Here is a 19,796-nt window from a genome sequence, read left to right as displayed (position 1 = left end):
AAATAATGACTTTTAAATCAGGTTTTGTAGCTATTTTAGGCCGTCCCAATGTGGGCAAATCAACTTTTCTCAATCATGTCATGGGGCAAAAAATCGCTATTATGAGCGATAAGGCCCAGACTACCCGCAATAAAATCATGGGCATTTACACGACAGACAAAGAGCAGATTGTCTTTATCGATACACCGGGCATCCACAAGCCCAAGACGGCTCTGGGCGACTTCATGGTGGAGTCAGCCTACAGCACCCTGCGTGAGGTGGACACTGTCCTCTTTATGGTGCCGGCGGATGAAGCTCGCGGCAAGGGTGACGACATGATTATGGAGCGCCTGAAAGCTGCCAAGGTACCGGTTATTCTGGTGGTCAATAAGATTGACAAAGTCCATCCGGATCAGCTTTTGGCGCAGATTGATGACTTCCGCCAGCAGATGGATTTCAAGGAAATCGTGCCGATTTCGGCCCTGCAGGGCAATAATGTGTCCCATCTTATTGATATTCTCAGTGAGAATCTGGAGGAAGGCTTCCAGTATTTCCCAGCTGACCAGATTACCGACCATCCAGAGCGCTTTCTGGTGTCAGAGATGATTCGGGAGAAGGTTCTGATGCTGACGCGGGAGGAAATCCCCCACTCAGTCGCGGTGGTCGTTGACAGTATGAAGCGGGACGAGGAGACCGACAAGATCCATATCCGAGCGACCATCATGGTGGAGCGGGACAGCCAGAAGGGCATCATCATCGGCAAGGGCGGTTCCATGCTCAAGAAAGTTGGCTCCATGGCTCGGCGCGATATCGAGCTCATGCTGGGGGACAAGGTTTTCCTAGAGACCTGGGTCAAGGTCAAGAAAAACTGGCGGGACAAGAAGCTGGACTTGGCCGACTTTGGCTATAATAAGAAGGAGTATTGAACTTTCCCGGACACATCAGAAAGGGTGGTAGAAGATGCCGCAGTTATTTATCGAAGAAAGCGGTCAGGAAAATGCGAAAAGCATCATCTTTCTGCATGCCTCAGGCTCCAGCAGTCAGATGTGGCGGCATCATCTGGCTGCCCTTGAAAATGATTTTCATTGTATTGCTGTGGATTTGCCGGGTCATGGTAAGAGCAGCGATATAGAATGGACAGACTTTGATGAAGTGACCGACATGCTGGCTGCTATTATCAGGAGCAAGGCCCATGGCAAGCCGCATCTTGTCGGGCTTTCTCTGGGCGGCAGTCTGATTCTGAAATTATTAGAAAAAGATGCGGAGCTCGTTGATAAGGTTATCGTTGACGGAGCGAGCCATCAGCCGATTAAGGGCTATCGCAGGGTTATTGTTATGGTGTACCTGATGTCCTTGTTGAAAAATAGGAAGCTTATGGCCAAGCTGATGACAAAGATGATGCAGAAAGACGGAGTGCCCAAGGAAGAGTGTCAAGTTTTTGTCGGGGATTTGCAGAGGGCCGCACGGAAGTCCTTCCGCCGAGCCATGTCACAGGCCAATAGGCTAAAGGTTCATGCAGACTTTGACAATCCTGCCTTTTTCGTTTCAGGTGGGAAGGAGTCTGCGACTATTCATGAATCTCATCAGATGCTGGCGCAGAAAAATGCTTGGTCTGAATGCGCCTCTTATCCTAACAAGGGGCATGCTTGGCTTTTTAGTGATGTGGAGACACATATTCAGCTGCTGCGCTATTTCTTTCAAAACGCTGCCTTTCCGGAGAAATTGAAGCGTTTTGACTAATCATCAAACAGTCTAAAGATGTTGAAAAGCTTTGATTTGTTAGGCTGTGGGACAGTCTCCCATGATGGCTGCATCCCCCCACAAACGGGGGAGTCTTTGATAAGCTGCCGTATAAAACTCTTTGATTTCCCAGAGCAAGGAGTTAATCAACTGACTTTGGATTGTGAGCTAGAGAATACGGTCAGTCAAATCTTCCATGAACATGCAGGTTTTCGGGAAGCGAGCTGTAGGGTTTATGACATATTTGATTTAGAATTGGGAAGGGGAGATATTGATGCCAGAATTACCAGAGGTAGAAACGGTCCGGCGCGGTTTGGAGCGGCTGGTCCGAGGGAAGACCATAGAGAGGGTCAGGGTGCGCTATGCCAAGATGATTGGGACGGGAGTGGATGCTTTTGTGCGGGATTTGCCGGGGCAGACCATTGAGTCTGTTGGCCGGCGGGGCAAGTACCTGATTTTACATCTGACGGACTGGGCCTTGATTTCTCACCTGCGGATGGAGGGCAAGTATCTTTTTTATCCTGATGCGGTGCCTGAGCGTAAGCATGCCCATGTCTTTTTTGACTTTACAGACGGTGGGACCTTGGTTTATGAGGATGTCCGCAAGTTTGGAACTATGGAGTTGCTGGGCAAGGGCCAGCTGGAAGCCTATTTTGCGGATAGAAAGCTGGGTCCTGAGCCGACGGAAGCGGATTTTCTCTTGGAGCCTTTTGCAGGGGCGCTGAGCCGGTCCAAAAAGCCCATCAAGCCTTATCTGCTGGAGCAGACCTTGGTCGTCGGGCTGGGCAATATCTATGTGGACGAAACGCTCTGGCGGGCGCAGATTCATCCAGCTCAGTCAGCAGATAGCCTGACAGCAGCAGAAGTGCAGAGCCTGCATGAGCAGATTATCGCTGTCTTGCAGCTGGGGATTGAAAAGGGCGGATCGACCATCCGGACCTACCGCAATGCTTTGGGCGAAGACGGCACCATGCAGGATTTTCTGCAGGTCTATGGCAAGACTGGCCAGCCTTGTGCTCGGTGTGGCAGCCCGATTGAAAAGATCAAGCTGGCCGGTCGTGGCACCCATCTCTGTCCCCACTGCCAGAAAGCGAGGTAGTTGTTGTGGTAAAAATTATCGGGATTACCGGCGGCATTGCCTCGGGCAAGTCAACGGTGACGGACTTTCTGCGGCAGCAGGGCTATCGGGTCATCGATGCTGACCAGGCGGTGCATGAATTGCAGGAGCCGGGCGGCCGCCTCTATCAGGCTCTTGTAGAGGCTTTTGGTCCAACTGTCTTACAGGAGGATGGTCATTTGGACCGGCCCAAGCTGGGCGCCCTGATTTTTGGCCATCCTGACCGGCTGGCTCAGTCCAGCCAGCTGCAAAATGCCATTATCCGAGAAGAGCTGGCCCGCCAGCGAGATCAGCTGGCTCAAAGCGAGGAATTCTTTTTCATGGATATTCCTTTGCTCTTTGAGCAGGGCTATGAGGCTTGGTTTGACCAAGTCTGGCTGGTCGATGTGTCAGAGGAGACTCAGCTCAGCCGCCTCATGGCTCGAAACGCTCTTAGCAGATCAGAGGCGGAAAAACGCATCGCAGCTCAGCTCTCTCTCCAAGAAAAACGCAAACGAGCAAATCTGCTCATTGACAATAACGGCTCGCTAGAGGCAACCCGTCAGCAGGTCTGTGATGCTTTGCAGAAATTAGAAAGAAGATGATCCTATCACGGCACATGTAAACTGGAAACACAATCTGAAAATCGCCTGGTTTGGCAACTTCCTAACCGGTGCCAGCATTTCTCTGGTCACGCCTTTCATGCCGCTCTTTGTGGAGCAGCTGGGGGCTAGGGGCCATGAGGTGGAGTATTACGCTGGGCTGGGGATTTCGCTCTCGGCCATCTCTGCGGCTCTGCTCTCCCCAGTCTGGGGGAGTCTGGCTGACCGTTACGGCCGCAAGCCTATGATGGTGCGTGCTGCCCTTGCCATGGTCTTCACCATGGGAGGGATTGCCTTTGTGCCCAATATCTTCTGGCTCTTGCTCCTGCGCTTTCTCAATGGTGTCTTTGCCGGCTATGTGCCCAACAGCACGGCCTTGATCGCCAGTCAGGCTCCCAAGGATAAGACCGGCTATGCCTTGGGGACTCTTTCGACGGGCGTTGTGGCGGGCAATCTCATGGGGCCTTTTATGGGCGGTCTGATTGCGGAGATGTTCGGCATTCGCAATGTCTTTCTCCTGATTGGTTTTTTCTTTCTGCTGGCGGCCTTGATGACGGTTTCCTTCATTCAGGAGGATTTTGTGCCAGCGTCTCGGCAGGAAGAGGTCAGTTTGAGAGAGCTGCTGCATCAGCTTAGGTATCCTCGGTTGCTGCTCAATCTCTTTTTGACCAGCTTTGTCATCCAGTTCGCAGCCCAGTCGATCAGCCCTATCCTCTCGCTCTATGTCAGAGAGCTGGGACAGAGGGACAATCTGATGTTTGTCTCAGGCCTCATCGTGTCCAGCATGGGTCTGTCCAGCATGATGAGCTCCAGTATCTTGGGGCGGCTGGGCGACCGCATGGGCAATCACCGGCTGCTGGTGCTGGCTCAGTTTTATTCGATTTTGATTTACTTGCTGTGTGCCAATGCCGGATCTGCCTTTCAGCTGGGCTTTTACCGTTTTTTGTTTGGCTTGGGGACTGGGGCCCTGATACCGGGGGTCAATGCGCTGCTGAGCAAGATGACACCCAAGTTTGGTATTTCCCGGATTTTCAGTTACAATCAGATTTTCTTTTATCTGGGCGGTGTGGCCGGGCCTATTTCTGGCTCGGTCATTGCGGCGGCCTACGGCTACCATTCGGTCTTCTATGCTACGGCCGGCCTGGTAGCAGTCAGTCTCCTGATCAATCTCTTTTCCTTTAGAAATCTGCTGAAAAAGAAGGATATCTGATAAGGGGCCTTCTGATTTTGTATTTGCGGAGGAGAGCTTCGTATGGCACAATTTACTCTTACGACCTTTTTAGATTTGCCGCTTGAGCAGGCGGTAAAACTGGTTGAGCAGCCCTCTACTCTCTTTTATGTGACCCGGCCTCTGGTATTTTTCCGGCCTGTCAAGGAGTCTGTCCCACCGCCAGCCGCTGGCAGGAGGGGACCTACTGGTTTAGCCTTTACCTCTGGGGCTTTATTCCCATGGGCCGCCAGGCGGTGGTCATTTCCTATCCGACTGGCTCGGATTTCAGCCTTCTGGACGACGGTCACAGCCAGCTAATCAAGCAATGGCGGCATTTGATCCAGCTGAATCCAGAGGGGCAGGGCTGCCGCTATCAGGATATATTGGAAATTGAAGCCGGCCTGCTGACGCCCTTGCTAGCGGGATTTGCCCGTCTCTTTTACCGCCACCGGCAAAGGCGCTGGCTTAAATTGGCAGAGTAATTTCGTCCATGACTTTCTGGCAATATTTTTCATCAAGACTGAGAAGCAAGTGATATTTTGTGCTATAATAGTCCTTAGTCCATTCTAAAAGTTAGGAAAAACCGTGCGCATCAAAATTCATTTAAAGTGTTCCAGCTGCGGCAGTCAGAACTATCTGACCAGCAAGAACACCAAAAATCATCCGGACCGGATTGAGGTCCTCAAGTATTGTCCCAAGGAAAGAAAAGTAACCTTACATCTTGAATCCAAATAGATTTTGTGGTAAAATAGATAGGATTTTAAGGAGTTTATGTCTATGTATAACCTATTGTTAACCATTTTACTAATCTTATCCGCTGTTATTGTCATTGCAATTTTCATGCAGCCTACTAAAAATCAGTCCAGCAACGTTTTTGATTCCAGTGCAAATGACCTCTTTGAACGTGCGAAAGCGCGCGGATTTGAGGCTGTGATGCAGCGTCTGACAGGAGTTATGATTTTCTTCTGGCTGCTGATTGCCTTAGTATTAGCAGTATTATCTAGTAAATAAAATGGGCTCTGACTTCGTCTTGGCCTATTTTTTAAGTTTAAAAGAGATTTAGCAAAGGTGAAGAAAGCTATCATCAAGAGAAAAGGAATATGAAATCAGAAATTATTGAATATTTAAAAGAAAGGCAGCAGGCCAGCGTGGATGAGCTGGCGGCTGCTCTGGGGAAGGAGTCTTCCAAGGACTTTAGCAGTCTGGTCAGGACCATCTCCCAAATGGAGCGCAAGCACCAGATTCGCTTTGACGATGCGGGCCGCCTGCAGCTCAAGCAGAAAAAGGAAAGCATCACTCTAAAAGGAACTTTCCATGCTCATAAGAAGGGCTTTGGCTTTGTGACCTTAAATGAGGAAGAGGAAGACCTCTTTGTCGGCCGCAATGATGTCAATCATGCCATTGACGGTGATACAGTCGAAGTGGCTGTCACCAAGGTCGCCGACCGGGTCAAGGGAACGTCGGCTGAGGCCAAGGTGATTGACATTTTGGAGCACAGTCTGACGACGGCCGTCGGTCAGCTGGTTCTGGATGAGGAGAAGCCCAAGTATGCAGGCTATATCCGCTCGAAAAATCAGAAAATCCGTCAGCCTATTTATGTCAAAAAACCAGCCATGGTTTTAGATGGCACAGAGGTGCTCAAGGTCGCTATTGACAAATATCCAACCAAGAAACACGATTTCTTTGTGGCGAGTCTGGTCGATGTAGTTGGTCATGTCAATGACCCTGGCATTGATGTGCTGGAAGTGCTGGAGTCCATGGATATTGTCTCCGAATTTCCAGAAAAGGTCTTGGAAGAGGCCGAGCGAGTTCCGGATGCACCGACTGAGAGTGATTTGGAAGGCCGTTTGGACCTGCGTGAAGAGATTACCTTTACTATCGATGGAGCGGATGCCAAGGACTTGGATGATGCTGTCCATATCAAGCGCCTGAAAAATGGCAACTTTGAGCTAGGCGTCCATATCGCAGATGTGTCCTACTATGTCAAAGAAGGCTCTGAGCTGGACAAGGAAGCCCTCAATCGGGCAACCTCTGTCTATGTGACCGACCGCGTGGTGCCTATGCTACCAGAGCGCCTGTCAAACGGAATCTGCTCCCTCAATCCCAATGTGGACCGGCTGACCCAGTCGGCCATCATGGTGATTGATGCCAAGGGGCGCGTGGTCAAGCATAGGATTACGCAGACCGTTATCAATACGGCCTTTCGCATGACCTACAGTGATGTCAATGACATCATCGCAGGCGATCAGGAAAAAGCTGAGCAGTTCAAGTCCATTGTGCCCAGCATTGAGGCCATGGTCCAGCTGCATGACATTCTGGAAAGCATGCGCTTTAAGCGCGGGGCGCTCAACTTCGATACCAGCGAAGCCAAGATTTTGGTCAATGACAAGGGCCGGCCAGTGGACATTATCCTGCGTCAGCGCGGCATTGCCGAGCGCATGATTGAGTCCTTTATGCTGGTGGCGAATGAAACGGTGGCCGAGCATTTTACTAGGCTGAATCTGCCCTTCATCTATCGGATTCACGAGGAGCCTAAGGCGGAGAAGGTCCAGAAGTTCATCGACTATGCGTCGAGCTTTGGGATTCGGATTTACGGGACGGCTAACTCCATGAGTCAGCAGGCTCTGCAGGATATTATGGAAGCGGTCAAGGGCCAGCCTTATGAGGAGGTCCTGTCCATGATGCTGCTGCGTTCTATGCAGCAGGCCCGCTACTCTGAGCACAATCACGGCCACTATGGTCTGGCTGCAGAGTTTTATACGCATTTCACCAGTCCGATTCGCCGCTATCCGGACCTGCTGGTCCACCGCATGGTGCGGGACTACGGCCGTTCCAAGGAAACAGCTCAGCACTTTGAGCAGGTCATTCCAGAGATTGCGGTGCAGTCTTCCAGCCGGGAGCGCCGGGCCATTGAGGCGGAGCGGGAAGTCGAAGCCATGAAGAAGGCTGAGTTCATGGAGGAATTTGTCGGGGAAGAATTTGACGGTGTGGTTTCAAGCGTGGTTAAATTTGGACTCTTCGTCGAGCTGTCCAATACGGTCGAGGGCTTGATTCATGTGACCAACCTGCCGGAGTTTTACAGCTACAATGAGCGGGCCATGACCCTGCAGGGAGAGAAATCCGGTGTCGTCTTTAAGGTCGGCCAGCCGATTCGCATCAAGCTGACACGGGCAGACAAGACGACCGGCGAGATTGACTTTGAATACCTGCCGAGTGAATTTGACCTGATCGACAAGACCAGCAAGCAGAGCCGAGGCAAATCGCGCAACCGACGCCGTGAGGACGGTCCGCGCAGCCATTCTGCCAAGGAAAGAGACCGCAAGGGTCAGAAAGACAAGAAGCCCAAGACTGGCAGGAGCCAGAAGGCATTTTACAAGGAAGCAGTCAAGAAAGGAGCCAAGCATGGCAAAGGGAGAAGGAAAGGTCGTCGCGCAAAATAAAAAGGCCCGGCATGACTACACCATCGTGGATACCATCGAGGCGGGTCTGGTGCTGACGGGAACGGAGATCAAGAGCGTGCGCGCTGCCCGCATCAATCTCAAAGACGGCTTTGCCCAGATCAAAAACGGCGAAGCCTGGCTCAGCAATGTCCATATCGCGCCCTATGAAGAGGGCAATATCTGGAACCAAGAGCCTGAGCGCCGCAGAAAGCTGCTGCTGCACAAGAAGCAGATCCAAAAGCTGGAGCAGGAGACCAAGGGAACTGGGATGACGCTGGTGCCGCTCAAGGTCTATCTCAAGGACGGCTACGCTAAGCTGCTTTTGGGCCTGGCCAAAGGGAAGCACGACTATGACAAGCGCGAGTCCATCAAGCGCCGCGAGCAAAACCGTGACATCGCACGGCAGATGAAGAACTTTAATACGAGATGAAAGATCGGAGGTCCGGTCTTTTTTGCTGCATCAGTCAGCAGTTCTATATGATTTTTATTGAATATTAAAATATTTTAATATATTTTGTGTAATCGCTTGCAAAGCTCCTCCTAAAGGGATATACTAAGGGTGGAATGTGGTAGAATCTTTATATTGCTTGGACCGGGGCTTCCCGGTCCTGCTTGCAGTCAACTGGACTTGGCCTGAGAATTTGCTCTGTGAGTTTTGAGGCCCCTATCTTTTATAAAGGAGAAAGACGATGAAGAAAGTCTTGTTCAAGATGATGTTTCTTGTGATGCTGCTATCCATGCTGCCGGTACAGGTGGCGCAGGCCTGCTCAGCCTTTATCGTTGGGAAAGGACTGACGGCAGATGGCTCAACTCTCTACGGCCGGACGGAGGATTATCCGTATGCTCCTGACGGCGGACGGCATAATCAAAACTATGTGGTCGTTCCAGCCAAAACTTATAAAGAAGGCGACCAGATTGAGGATGAGTCCAATGGCTTTACCTACCCGCATCTGGCCAATGAAATGAAATACACAGCTACCTACGATTCTGCGCGCGGAGACGGCAGCAACGGCAACTTTGGTGCGCATGGATTCAATGAAGCAGGTGTATCAATGACAGCCACCGTCTCTGCAGCACCGAATGACAAGATTCTAACGGCGGATCCCCTGGTCAAGGACGGTCTGCCTGAAGCTTCCATGATTGATCTGGTCCTGCCGCGGGCAAAGTCAGCTCGTGAAGCGATTGAAATCGTTGCGAAGACCTTGGATGAAAAAGGTTCTGCCGAAGGGAATATCATTGTTACGGCTGACCAAAATGAGCTCTGGTATATGGAGATTCTTTCCGGCCACCAATATGTGGCTATTAAGTTCCCAGAGGATAAGTATGCCGTCTTTGCCAATACCTACTATCTGGGCCATGTCGATCTCAGCGACACGGACAATGTCATTGCCTCTAAGGGAGTAGAAGACATTGCCAAGAAAGCCGACAGCTATAAGACGGATTCGGACGGCAATTTTATGATTGCCCAATCCTACGGACCGGAAGACTATATCGAGCGGAACCGTTCTCGGACTTATGCCGGTATCAAGTGGATGGATCCGCAGTCTGAAGTAACTTATGAAGACAAGTATTTCGACCTGCTGCGGACACCGACCGACCCGAACAAACGCTATACTGTGCAGGATGTTATCGGCGAACAGCGCAATCGTTTTGAAAATCTGCCTGAGTTTCTGCCGGACGACACAGTAGAAGTAGGCAAGGACTACGATAAAAATGTCTACAAATATGCCCTGGGCAATGAAAATGTCATTGATGCCCATGTCTACCAAATCAAGTCTGACCTGCCGAGTGAATTTGGCGGTGTCGTTTGGCTGGGATTGGCCCAAAGCCGCAATACACCTTATGTGCCTTTCTATGGCAATGTCGAAGATACTTATGAAGCCTTCAAAAACCGCTCTGAAAAATATGACGGCAAATCCTGGTACTGGTCTGTCTGGCATATTGACCAAATGGTCATGAAATATCCTGAAATCTTTGGCAGCAGTATCCAAGATAAGTGGAAAGCACTGGAAGATGAGTGGGTCAAGGAGCAGGCAGCCAGCGACGCCAAGTATGCTGCCTATACGGATGAGCAGGCACAGGCCGCTGGTCCGGAAGTGACCAAGGAAGCACTGGCGCGCTCTGAAAAGATTTTTAAGGAAATCAAGGCTGTCGAAGCGGAGATGGAAGCCAAGATTAAGAAAGAAAAAGGGGACGATGCCGATTTGGTCTATACTGGCTACAATAAGGCCAATCTGTTGGCTGACTATGAAAAATCTCACAAGAAGGACAGCAAGACAAAGACCCAAAAATCAGAAGCGAAGAAAACAGACTCCAGTCAGCTGGCTCTGCTGCTGATTCTGGCCCTGATTGTCATCATTCCGGGGATTATCGCCCTTCAGCGCTCCCGTAAGAAAAAAGGATCATGACAAAGAGTCTGCCTCCTGTGAAGAAAGGACTGAGCCTGTCTTGGTCCTTTCTTTTGATATAGAGATTGGCATTTGGTTTATCTTTTATCGTCAGTTAGTTTATCTTTTATTCCGTCGTTAACTCGCCTTGCCGTACCCCAGTACAGCCTGCGGCTCGTTGCCTCGTACTAAAAGCAAACTAAAAAACGATATCTGGGCCCCCTTTAACTTGAGTTTGGTTCTTTGGCACAATCTGCGTATGCTCTCTTCACACTCTCCCAGCCTCGTTTTCTCATGTCCAGACTCAGGCTGAAAAGCCTCCCTAAGCCTTTTCACTCCCCCAGATTGTTTCACTGCTAAAAGCAAACTAAAAGACGATAATTGTGAAGAGTAGGAATCATTCATCAGAAGAGCTTGACCCTAGGGCTTGTCAAGTACAGCATTTTTCGGTATGATGAAAGGGAAATGTATCAGACAGCCCTAACAGGCAGAAAGGAAGCCTATGAAACAGGATTTACTTATGTATAAGCGCATGCCGCTTTGGACAGCAGCCACTATGCCGGAAGCGGTCAAGAAAAAGCACAATACCAAGGAAGGAACATGGGGCAAGATTACCGTTGTCAAAGGCAAGCTGAAATTTGTCGAGATGACAGAGGCAGGAGAGGAGCTGGCAGAGCATGTTTTTGAAGCCGGTCAGGACAATCCCTTTGCCCAGCCGCAGGCTTGGCATCGGGTGGAGGCTCTGACAGATGATGTAGAGTGGTATTTGGAATTTTACTGTCAGCCCGAGGACTATTTCCCCAAAAAGTACCAAAGCAATCCAGTGCATTCTGAGGTTCTGGAAGCCATGGAGACGGTTCAGCCCGGCCGGGCCCTTGATTTGGGCTGCGGTCAGGGCCGCAATGCGCTTTTTTTGGCCAAGCAGGGCTTTGAAGTGACAGCTGTGGATCAGAATGAGCTGGCCTTGGAAATCCTCAGAAGCATTGTGGAGCAGGAAGAGCTGGATCTGCCGATTGGTCTTTATGACATCCATTCGGCTGAGCTGACGCAGGAGTATGACTTTATCGTCTCCACGGTCGTTCTCATGTTCCTGCAGGCGGAGCGGATTCCGGCTATTATCCGCAATATGCAGGAGCAGACCGCAGTCGGCGGCTACAATCTGATTGTCTGCGCCATGGATACAGAGGACTATCCCTGCCCACTGCCCTTCCCCTTTACCTTTAAGGAAGGCGAGCTGGCAGATTATTATAAAGACTGGGACTTGGTCAAATACAATGAAAATCCCGGCCATCTGCACCGCCGCGGTGCAGACGGCAACCGCATCCAGCTGCGCTTTGCGACCATGCTGGCTAAGAAGGTGCGCTGATAGCCGGCAGCTATCAAAACAAGCTTCCTCTCCTGTCAGCCGATACAAGAGAACCATTTTTCTGATAAGGTCTTGTAACTTTCCAGAATTTTGATATAATAAAACAATAGTAAAAAAAGAATGCTTGCTAAGTGTTCTTTTTCATATAGTCTTTTATACTCGATTACTCCTCGAAGAAACTCATCAGCAAACGAGGCTGAAGCAGACAGGATGGCAGCAGCTGCCTCGTTTTTCTGTTTTTAGGCTCAGACTGAAAAGGTTCCCCCGAACCTGTTCACTCCACTGACGTGCGGGAACTAACGAGGTTATAAAAGGCAAACGAAAGGACGCAATCTTTAACGGAAGTCATCTTCCGGCTATTTAGAAGGGCTAGGAACCATCATGTATCATAAAAATATTCTTTTCAACCGCAGTGCTTTTTCGGAGGCTAAGGGCCACGATGTCAAGCGCAAGTCTTCCAAAGGTCTGGCAACGGGCATTGCCTTGGCGGGAACGATTGTTTTGCTGGGAAGCGGCCAGCTTGTTTCAGCAGATGATTTGAGCGTTTCTGAGAGCACTGTAGAATCTTCAGCTGCAGCTGAAGCTGCAACCGAGGATAAAAAATCCCAGCCGGCTGACAGCAGCCAACTATCTGAGACCGCTTCGGCAGATGACAGCCCGGCAGCCGACAGTGAATCCAAGGCAAGCGGCAAGGAAGCTGCCCCAGTATCTGAAGCAGCTCAAGGAGAGCAGGGGACAGCCGGCCAGGCTGTCAGCAGGGACGCTCAGCTCGAGTCATCTTCAGCCGCCTCTGCAGCGTCAAGGGAAGGCGATGAAGACGAAGATGAAGATGATGAAGACGAAGACGATGAAGAAGAGAATTCAAAAAAACACAGGGAAAATCAAAACTTTAAAAAAGCAGATATTGCCTTTGATGCATCAGGAGTAAGGACCTCCTCGTCTGGTGTGAGCGCTGACGGGAAGAATATCACCATTACATCGGCGGGGACCTACACTCTGGCAGGCTCTGCCAGCGGCTACAGCATTGTCATCGCAGATCAGGTGACGGATAGGGTAAAGCTCAAGTTTGATGCGGTCAATTTAAGTGAATCAACCATCTATTCGTCAAGAGACTTAGAGATTAACATTCTGTCAGACAGCTCTGTCTTATCTTCTTTGAAAAATACTGTCGAAATAGGAGGGGCGCTCTACCTTTCCAGCAAGAAGAAAAGCAGCTTCAGTGTCAGCAGTACAGCCGGCCATGCTATTAAGGCCGATAGACTGAGAGCAGATAAGGTCAACTTAATCCTGTCTTCTGCCAGTAAGGATGGGATTCACGCTGCTTCCAGCGTGACAATCAAGGAGTCAGCTATCACGATTTCTGCTGGGGATGATGGAATTCAGGCGGGAAATCGTACAGACGTCAATGCTGGCGATGTAGAGATAAATGATTCGGCAGTAACCATCACCTCTACCCACAAGGGAATCACAGCTCATGATGAAATAACCGTAAAAGGTTCGACTGCTTTGACCATTACGGCAGGCTTTGAAGGCATGGAAGGCCGTTATGTCCATTTGAAGAAAGGCCATATCACTATTAAAGCAGGAGATGATGCAATCAATGCTGTTGAGTGGACAGGAAAAGATGATGCGGATTTGTCAGCCCTGACTAACAGCAAAGCCGATATTAAAAACAAGGTGGCGATTGTGATAGCAGGGGCTGATGTGGCTGCCGTTTCAAATGGGGATGGCATGGATTCGAATGGTGATTTGCTCATCACTGGCGGCAGTCTAAAAACACAGTCCGTCACGGATTATAATTCTGCTCTGGACTATGACGGCACAGCCCTTGCTTCCGGCGGAAGGACCTGGGCCATCGGACACATGGGATTTGCTCAGGGCTTCTCAAGCGGCACCAAACAGGCTTATCTAGCAGCGATTGTCTCCGGTTTGGCAGGCGATACCATTCGGATACGGGATTCCAAAGGCCGTCTCATTGCGGAGACCAAGGCGGAGGTTGACTTCGACCATGTTGTCTTTTCAGATAAGGACATCAAGGACGGAAAAACCTACACGGTGACAAGCTCTGACGGCCATCAAGCAACTGTTCGGGGGACCAAGCAAACGACAGCCCATCCTTCAGGCCGAAAGGTTTCCAAAGACACAGTGCCGCTCCTTCCCAACGGCCATCACCCTGCCTTTCCCGGGAATGGGACTCCTCCAAGCGATAAGGGGAATTAAAGATTTGAAATCGATCTTATCCTCTTTGAACATCTCTTCAAACTTTGGCAGTTCCAACAGTCTGGGGAGTAAAAAGGTCCGGGGGATCTTTTTAGCCCCTGCCCGGAAACGGAAAAGCAGGGAAGGTCCGGGGGACCTTTTTAGCCCCTGCCCGGAAACGGAAAAGCAGGGAAAGTCCGAGGGATCTTTTTAGCCCCTTCCTAGTTTGCTGATGATTTTTATAGAGCGCTATAAAATAAAAGTAATCAGGCGTGTATTCAGTTGGAATAGCGCCTTTTCTGTCGCCCGATTTCTGTCAAGTGAGAGCTTATTGGGGGCAGCATCGGCAATCAGAACTGTCTGATCTGACTGATCCCCAACTTGTCCTTTTCGAAAGTTGCAGAGGCCGAGGCAAACCGATGCAGATAGAACAGAGGGGGAAGAATAGAGTCAACTTTGATTTTCAAAGAGTAGGAGCAGCCATTCTGTCTGCTCCTGCCTCGTCTGTACTGAATGGTCAAAAACTTTAGAAATAATTTAGAAATTCTTGATAAATATTTGAAATTTAGATGGCATACTAGGGATGTAAGGAAAAAAAGGGCAAAAAAATATTTTTCTTTCGCTGTCCATTTTTTATTTGACGCAGAAAAAAGATTGTGTTAAAGTAAATGGGTAAAATAAAAAAGTCAATTATATCTGACGTTCTGTAAAGGAGGAAGACATGAAGAAAAGAACGAAAATTATTCTGACTTCTGCTTTGACGGTGACCGGACTGCTTGTAGCGGCCGGCGGCTATTGGGCCTACAAGACCTTTGTCCCTCAGGAAACGCCTGTTGATAAAAATGCCACGGTCAGCAGCAATTATTACCAGGCCATCAATAAAAAATGGCTGGAAAAGGCGGAAATTCCCAGCGATCAGCCAGCCAACAGCGTCGTTTATGAACTGGGCGAGGAAGTCAAGGAGCGGCTCAAGGGCGATGTCAAAAATCTAGCATCCGAAAAAGAGAAGTCCAGCATCGAGGGGATGGATGACTTTATCAGCTACTACCAGCAAGGCTCCGACTTTAAGCAGCGGGAAAAGGACGGCCTGGATCCTCTCAAGCCCTATTTGAAAGAAATCGAGGATTTGAAAGACTTGGATGATTTGGCGGCCAAGGCTGCCGACTGGCAGCGCCGGGGTCTCAGTCTGCCTTTTGGCTTTGATATCAGTGTGAATGTGGAAAATACCAATCAGAAGCAGATTCATCTGTCAACTCCAAGTACATTTCTACCGGATACCTCCTACTATCAAGACGAAAATGCTAAGAAAAGCATGATGCAGCCGGTCGAGCAAGCAGCTCAAAAGGCTCTGCAGCTGCTGGGCTACAGCGAGAAAGACAGCCAAAGGATTGTCAAAGAAGCGCTAGATATTGATGCAGAAATCGCTAAATACGCCCTAAGCAGCGAGGAAGCATCAGAGATAAAAAAACAGGTTCATCCCAAGACAGTTGAAGAAATCAACAGCTATTCAGATACTTTCAAATTCAGTGAAATCATCCATGCCTACTTGGGGCAGGAGGTTGACCAGGTCAACATTCCAAATCCCAAGTATTATGAAAATTTCGCCAAAGTGGTCAACGACAAGAACTTTGCCAAGCTCAAGTCATGGATGCTGGTCAGACAGGCCGGCGCGGCAAGCAATCTCTTGACGGACCAATACCGTCTGGTTTATGCAGAGATTAACAAGGCCTGGCAGGGGACCAAGGAAGCCTCTTCAAAAGAGGATGATGTCTACAGCCAGACAACGACAGTCTTTGCAGACAGTCTCAGCCTCTACTATGGACAAAAATACTTTGGTCAGGAAGCCAAGGAAAAAGTCGCTCAGATGGTCGACAGTATCAAGACGGTCTATCGGGAACGCTTGCTGAAAAACGACTGGCTGAGCGAGGAGACCAAGCAGGAAGCGGTCAAGAAGCTGGACAGTATGATACTGCGCATCGGCTATCCGGATAAGATCCAGGAGGAGACCAAGGTACTGAAAACAGACAGCCAAAAGAATTTCTTTGAGAACACCATTGCCATGAGCACAGCTAAGAATCAGTATGCTATTGATCATTTCTCAGAACCGGTGGATAAGACACAGTGGAGCATGCCTTCCTTTGACATCAATGCTTACTACTCACAGATTGACAATAGTATCAATTTCCCAGCAGGAATCCTGCAGGCACCTTTCTTTGATGCCGAGCAGGATATGGAAAAAAACTACGGCGGTATCGGCATGGTCATCGGCCATGAAATGACCCATGCTTTTGACTCAAATGGCGCCGAGTTTGATGAAGAAGGCAATATGAAAAACTGGTGGACAAAAGCTGATAAAAAAGCCTTTGAAGAAAAGACGGCGGCTGTGGCCAAGCAGTGGGACGGCCTCGAAATCTACGGCGGCAAGGTCAACGGCAAGCTGACAGTGACAGAAAATGTAGCCGATGCAGGCGGCCTGTCTGCCACTCTGGAAGTCGTTAAGAAAGAAAATCCAAAGGCTGATCTCAAGCTTTACTTTGAAAACTATGCCAATATCTGGCGCAATAAATCCAGCCTTCAGTTCAATCAAATGCTTCTGAAAATAGATGTGCATGCGCCGGCCGAGCTCCGGGTCAACCAGCAGCTCAAAAATATACAGGCCTTCTATGATACCTATCCAGAGATCAAGAAAGGCGATGCCATGTATCTGGATCCCGACAAGCGGGTCAGTGTCTGGTAAAGCCAGCCTGTCCATCTTGCTTCATCAGCTGGTGCAATCCTTCCCAATCCAGTCTTGAAGACTTGGCGCGGCTGCGGATTGTGCCGCCGCAGCCGTGCTTTTTAAAAGTCAGGTTTTGCCTGGCTTTTTTGCTTGGGAAAATTCGTTCTTATACGGTATCTTCCAAAAGATCCATCCCTCTGTGGGTGAGGGCGCAGCCATCATGGGAGTCTGTCTCAGCCTCTTTATCGTCATTTAGTTTATCTTTTATTATGTCGTTAACTCGCCTTGCCGTACCCTAGTACGGCCTGCGGCTGGCTCCTGCCTGATTTGCTGCTGATTTTCATGGAGCAGCCGCTTTATTATCATGCCCTTCATGGCAAAGACCTGAAATGGCTGCTGCTGAATGGCAGTAGGGATAAACCCGTTTTCGCTTTTTAATTTTATATAATAAAATATTGAAATCGCTTGCAAAAACAAGCAAAAAAAGCTATACTTGATATGGTATACGGTTTTGTAATTTTGCAAACTTCAAAGGAGTTATTTTATGAAAAAAATACTTTTTCGCTCGATTCTGGCTCTGTCGACTGTCTTGCTTTTTCCTTTTCAGGTGGTTGAAGCCTGTACAGGATTTATCGTCGGCAAGAATCTGACGGCGGACGGCACGACGCTTTACGGCCGGACGGAGGATTTGGAACCCAATCATAACAAAGTCTTTCTGGTCCATCCCCGAAAGACCAATGCAGCCGGCGCAAAGCTGGTTGATGAGTCTAACGGCTTTAGTTGGACCCTGCCGCAGGAGAGCTACAAGTATACATCCGTATCAGATGTGACCCCTGCAGACGGGATTTATGACGAAGTCGGCTTCAATGAATACGGCGTATCTATCTCAGCTACCGTTTCAGCCAAGGCTAATGATGCGATTCAGAAGGTGGATCCTTACATCAGCAACGGTCTGGCTGAGTCTATCCTGACGACAGTTGTCCTGCCTCATGTGCAGACGGCCAGAGAAGGCGTGGAGCTGATGGCAAAGATTGTCGAAGAGCAGGGAGCAGCAGAGGGCAATATCGTCACCATTGCCGATAAGGACGGCGTTTGGTATATGGAAATCCTCTCCGGCCACCAATACGTCGCCATCAAATTCCCAGATGATAAGTATGCCGTTTTCCCTAATACGTTCTTCCTTGGCAGTGTCAACTTCTCAGATACGGACCATGTCATTGCCTCCAAAGGTGTAGAAGAAGTGGCTAAGAAAGCCAATTCGTACAAGGAAATTAACGGTCAATTCCATATCTCCCAGTCTTACAATCCACCGATGGCAGAGGCTGACCGCTCCCGCGCCTGGGCCGGTATTACCAGTCTCGATCCGAATGCGGGCGTGTCTTATGATGACCCTTACTTTGACCTTCTGCACTCCACCGACAGGAAAATCTCTGTAGCCGATGTCATGGCCATGCAGCGCAACCGCTTTGAGGGGACCCCGTTCAAACCGCTGGATCAGATGGAGTTGGACGGCAAAGGAATTCCTCAGCGCGGAGCTGTTGATCCTGTTTACAAATACCCGCTGGGCAATCCCAATGTCATGGAAGCCCATATCTTCCAGCTCAAAGACGGCATGCCGGCTAGCATGGGCGGCGGCACCATGTGGCTGGCAGTCGGCAGTCCCCGCTTCTCGCCTTATCTGCCTTACAATGGCAATATTACCGATACTTACAGTGCTTATCAGGTCCCTACGACCAGCTACAGTCCAGACTCTTGGTACTGGGTAGCGTCGCATATCTATGATATGGCGGCCAAGCATTCAGACCTCTTTGGCACTTCTGTCCAAGACAAGTGGAAGGCCTTGGAAGCTCGCCTGATTGAAGAGCAGGCCGGACTTGATGAGGCCAATGCAGCTCTGCCGGATTCTGCAGCCAAGGTGACCGAGGAAAGCAAAGAGCGGGCAGAAGCAGTTTTTAAGGAAATGAAAGATCTGGAAGCAGAAATGGAAGCAAAAATCAAGGAAGCAACCAAAACGACTCCTTCCAGCTCCAACAAAGACTCTATCAGCTCATCATCAGCTCAAAGTTCATCAAGTTCTTCCTCTTCAGAAACTTCTAGCAGTTCTTCTGATACACGGAAAGTCGAAAGTGCAGAGGGGGACAGTCTGCTGGACGCAGCAACCGGCATTCGCCTGCAGAATGCTGAGCTGGTCAGGGCTGGCATCCAACTGTCTGTCAAAAAGCTGGACAGCAAGCTGCAGCCGACAGATACCTACGACATCAGCCTAACTGCTCCCAATGGTCAGTCCGTACATCAGGTCAGTCCAACCCTTGTGACTATCCCAGTTCGCAAAGACCTGCCAGTAGATGCTGTCTATGCTTTGGATGAAAATGGCAAGCAGGTTGAGAAGTTTGATGCAACCATCAACCAAAATCAGACCATCAGCTTCACGACAGACCATTTCTCTGTCTACCAAGTGCAGTACCGAAATGAGCAGTCCGTCAAAAGCAAGAAAAAAGGCCTGCCATCAACAGGTGAGCAGTTTACCCTTCTGGGAATTGTCGGAGTTATTCTGCTGGCAGCAGCAGCCTTTGTCCTCAAACAAGCAAAGAAACACTGATTGTCAACTCAAAAGACTCCAATTCATGTTCAAAAAATGGAAGAGGACAGGGTCAACCAATGCAGACAGCCCAAAGCTCTGTTTTGTGACTGCCAATAAAGGCAGTGGGACAGCCATCATGGGAGTCTGTCCCGGCCCGTCATCTTTGATTATCAATGGAGTATAAACCTGCAGCCGGCCCCCAATCAACACGATTGGGGGCCGGTTTTATACTAGACTTGTTCGGAAGCGAAAGTTTCTTCTTTTTTTGCCTTCCCAATAGTGAGAGACAGAGGAGGAAATAGTCTCTTAACGTTATTCCGTTTATCTTTTATTGCTTTGTCAGCTTATAGTCTTTTAGTTTGCTTTTAGTAGTGAAACTGTCTGGCTGTACTGGCGTACGGCTGGGCGGTGGGACAGAACTAAATTTTTAAAAATTTAGTTCCCTTCACTCTTTTGTTTCTAAGCTCAGGCTGAAAA

Annotated in this window: 15 protein-coding genes; all 15 read left to right on the top strand. The window is 49.4% G+C overall.

Going from position 1 to position 19,796, the window contains the following annotated elements; all coding sequences use genetic code 11:
- Nucleotides 1-5 precede the first annotated feature (5 nt).
- The 15 genes from era (at nt 6) to DHL47_RS07695 (ending at nt 19,337) form a co-directional block, all read left to right on the top strand.
- Entirely contained in the window at nt 6-905 is a 900-nt protein-coding gene (gene era, locus DHL47_RS07765) for a GTPase Era (RefSeq protein ID WP_209551471.1), read from the top strand.
- Nucleotides 906-939: 34 nt separating this feature from the next.
- Nucleotides 940-1,719, top strand: a complete 780-nt coding sequence (locus DHL47_RS07760) for an alpha/beta fold hydrolase (protein WP_128837020.1) — start codon at nt 940-942, stop codon at nt 1,717-1,719.
- A gap of 274 nt (nt 1,720-1,993) precedes the next feature.
- The gene (gene mutM, locus DHL47_RS07755) at nt 1,994-2,818 is read left to right on the top strand and encodes a DNA-formamidopyrimidine glycosylase (protein WP_209551470.1); all 825 of its coding nucleotides are present in this window, start codon (nt 1,994-1,996) and stop codon (nt 2,816-2,818) included.
- A 5-nt stretch (nt 2,819-2,823) separates the two neighbouring features.
- Nucleotides 2,824-3,420, top strand: a complete 597-nt coding sequence (gene coaE / locus DHL47_RS07750; RefSeq protein WP_209551469.1) for a dephospho-CoA kinase — start codon at nt 2,824-2,826, stop codon at nt 3,418-3,420.
- Nucleotides 3,421-3,424: 4 nt separating this feature from the next.
- The gene (locus tag DHL47_RS07745) at nt 3,425-4,627 is read left to right on the top strand and encodes a multidrug efflux MFS transporter (protein ID WP_338060104.1); all 1,203 of its coding nucleotides are present in this window, start codon (nt 3,425-3,427) and stop codon (nt 4,625-4,627) included.
- Between the two features lie 239 nt (nt 4,628-4,866).
- The gene (locus DHL47_RS07740; RefSeq protein ID WP_209551468.1) at nt 4,867-5,109 is read left to right on the top strand and encodes a hypothetical protein; all 243 of its coding nucleotides are present in this window, start codon (nt 4,867-4,869) and stop codon (nt 5,107-5,109) included.
- Between the two features lie 103 nt (nt 5,110-5,212).
- Nucleotides 5,213-5,362 carry a 50S ribosomal protein L33 gene (gene rpmG / locus DHL47_RS07735; RefSeq protein WP_128837016.1) on the top strand — a complete coding sequence of 50 codons (150 nt, stop codon included), beginning with the start codon at nt 5,213-5,215 and terminating at the stop codon, nt 5,360-5,362.
- Nucleotides 5,363-5,404: 42 nt separating this feature from the next.
- The gene (gene secG, locus DHL47_RS07730) at nt 5,405-5,638 is read left to right on the top strand and encodes a preprotein translocase subunit SecG (protein ID WP_128837015.1); all 234 of its coding nucleotides are present in this window, start codon (nt 5,405-5,407) and stop codon (nt 5,636-5,638) included.
- 89 nt (nt 5,639-5,727) lie between these two features.
- The gene (rnr, locus tag DHL47_RS07725; RefSeq protein ID WP_209551467.1) at nt 5,728-8,067 is read left to right on the top strand and encodes a ribonuclease R; all 2,340 of its coding nucleotides are present in this window, start codon (nt 5,728-5,730) and stop codon (nt 8,065-8,067) included.
- Entirely contained in the window at nt 8,030-8,497 is a 468-nt protein-coding gene (gene smpB / locus DHL47_RS07720; RefSeq protein WP_209551466.1) for an SsrA-binding protein SmpB, read from the top strand. The genes rnr and smpB overlap by 38 nt, the downstream gene beginning before the upstream one ends.
- A 259-nt stretch (nt 8,498-8,756) precedes the next feature.
- Entirely contained in the window at nt 8,757-10,475 is a 1,719-nt protein-coding gene (locus DHL47_RS07715; protein ID WP_128837013.1) for a C69 family dipeptidase, read from the top strand.
- 481 nt (nt 10,476-10,956) lie between these two features.
- Nucleotides 10,957-11,820: an SAM-dependent methyltransferase TehB gene (gene tehB / locus DHL47_RS07710; protein WP_209551465.1), complete on the top strand. Its 864-nt coding sequence runs from the start codon at nt 10,957-10,959 to the stop codon at nt 11,818-11,820.
- 381 nt (nt 11,821-12,201) lie between these two features.
- Nucleotides 12,202-14,040, top strand: a complete 1,839-nt coding sequence (locus DHL47_RS07705) for a carbohydrate-binding domain-containing protein (RefSeq protein ID WP_209551464.1) — start codon at nt 12,202-12,204, stop codon at nt 14,038-14,040.
- A 700-nt stretch (nt 14,041-14,740) separates the two neighbouring features.
- On the top strand, nt 14,741-16,756 hold the full coding sequence (locus tag DHL47_RS07700) for a M13-type metalloendopeptidase (protein WP_128837010.1): 2,016 nt from the start codon (nt 14,741-14,743) through the stop codon (nt 16,754-16,756).
- Nucleotides 16,757-17,282: 526 nt separating this feature from the next.
- Nucleotides 17,283-19,337, top strand: coding sequence for a C69 family dipeptidase (locus tag DHL47_RS07695; RefSeq protein WP_209551463.1), 2,055 nt, complete (start codon nt 17,283-17,285; stop codon nt 19,335-19,337).
- The last annotated feature ends 459 nt before the right edge of the window (nt 19,338-19,796 follow it).

The organism is Streptococcus panodentis (genome assembly GCF_017884005.1).
In the GTDB taxonomy this organism is placed as follows: Bacteria; Bacillota; Bacilli; order Lactobacillales; family Streptococcaceae; genus Streptococcus; species Streptococcus panodentis.
The sequence above is the reverse complement of the archived record's forward strand: the minus strand, read 5'-3'. Positions and strand labels throughout refer to the sequence as shown.

What these genes read in the sequence shown, in the direction of transcription:
- era (WP_209551471.1), top strand. Translation starts at nt 6, where the DNA reads ATGACTTTTAAATCAGGTTTTGTAGCTATTTTAGGCCGTCCCAATGTG.
- DHL47_RS07760 (WP_128837020.1), top strand. Translation starts at nt 940, where the DNA reads ATGCCGCAGTTATTTATCGAAGAAAGCGGTCAGGAAAATGCGAAAAGC.
- mutM (WP_209551470.1), top strand. Translation starts at nt 1,994, where the DNA reads ATGCCAGAATTACCAGAGGTAGAAACGGTCCGGCGCGGTTTGGAGCGG.
- DHL47_RS07740 (WP_209551468.1), top strand. Translation starts at nt 4,867, where the DNA reads ATGGGCCGCCAGGCGGTGGTCATTTCCTATCCGACTGGCTCGGATTTC.
- secG (WP_128837015.1), top strand. Translation starts at nt 5,405, where the DNA reads ATGTATAACCTATTGTTAACCATTTTACTAATCTTATCCGCTGTTATT.
- rnr (WP_209551467.1), top strand. Translation starts at nt 5,728, where the DNA reads ATGAAATCAGAAATTATTGAATATTTAAAAGAAAGGCAGCAGGCCAGC.
- smpB (WP_209551466.1), top strand. Translation starts at nt 8,030, where the DNA reads ATGGCAAAGGGAGAAGGAAAGGTCGTCGCGCAAAATAAAAAGGCCCGG.
- DHL47_RS07715 (WP_128837013.1), top strand. Translation starts at nt 8,757, where the DNA reads ATGAAGAAAGTCTTGTTCAAGATGATGTTTCTTGTGATGCTGCTATCC.
- tehB (WP_209551465.1), top strand. Translation starts at nt 10,957, where the DNA reads ATGAAACAGGATTTACTTATGTATAAGCGCATGCCGCTTTGGACAGCA.
- DHL47_RS07705 (WP_209551464.1), top strand. Translation starts at nt 12,202, where the DNA reads ATGTATCATAAAAATATTCTTTTCAACCGCAGTGCTTTTTCGGAGGCT.
- DHL47_RS07700 (WP_128837010.1), top strand. Translation starts at nt 14,741, where the DNA reads ATGAAGAAAAGAACGAAAATTATTCTGACTTCTGCTTTGACGGTGACC.
- DHL47_RS07695 (WP_209551463.1), top strand. Translation starts at nt 17,283, where the DNA reads ATGAAAAAAATACTTTTTCGCTCGATTCTGGCTCTGTCGACTGTCTTG.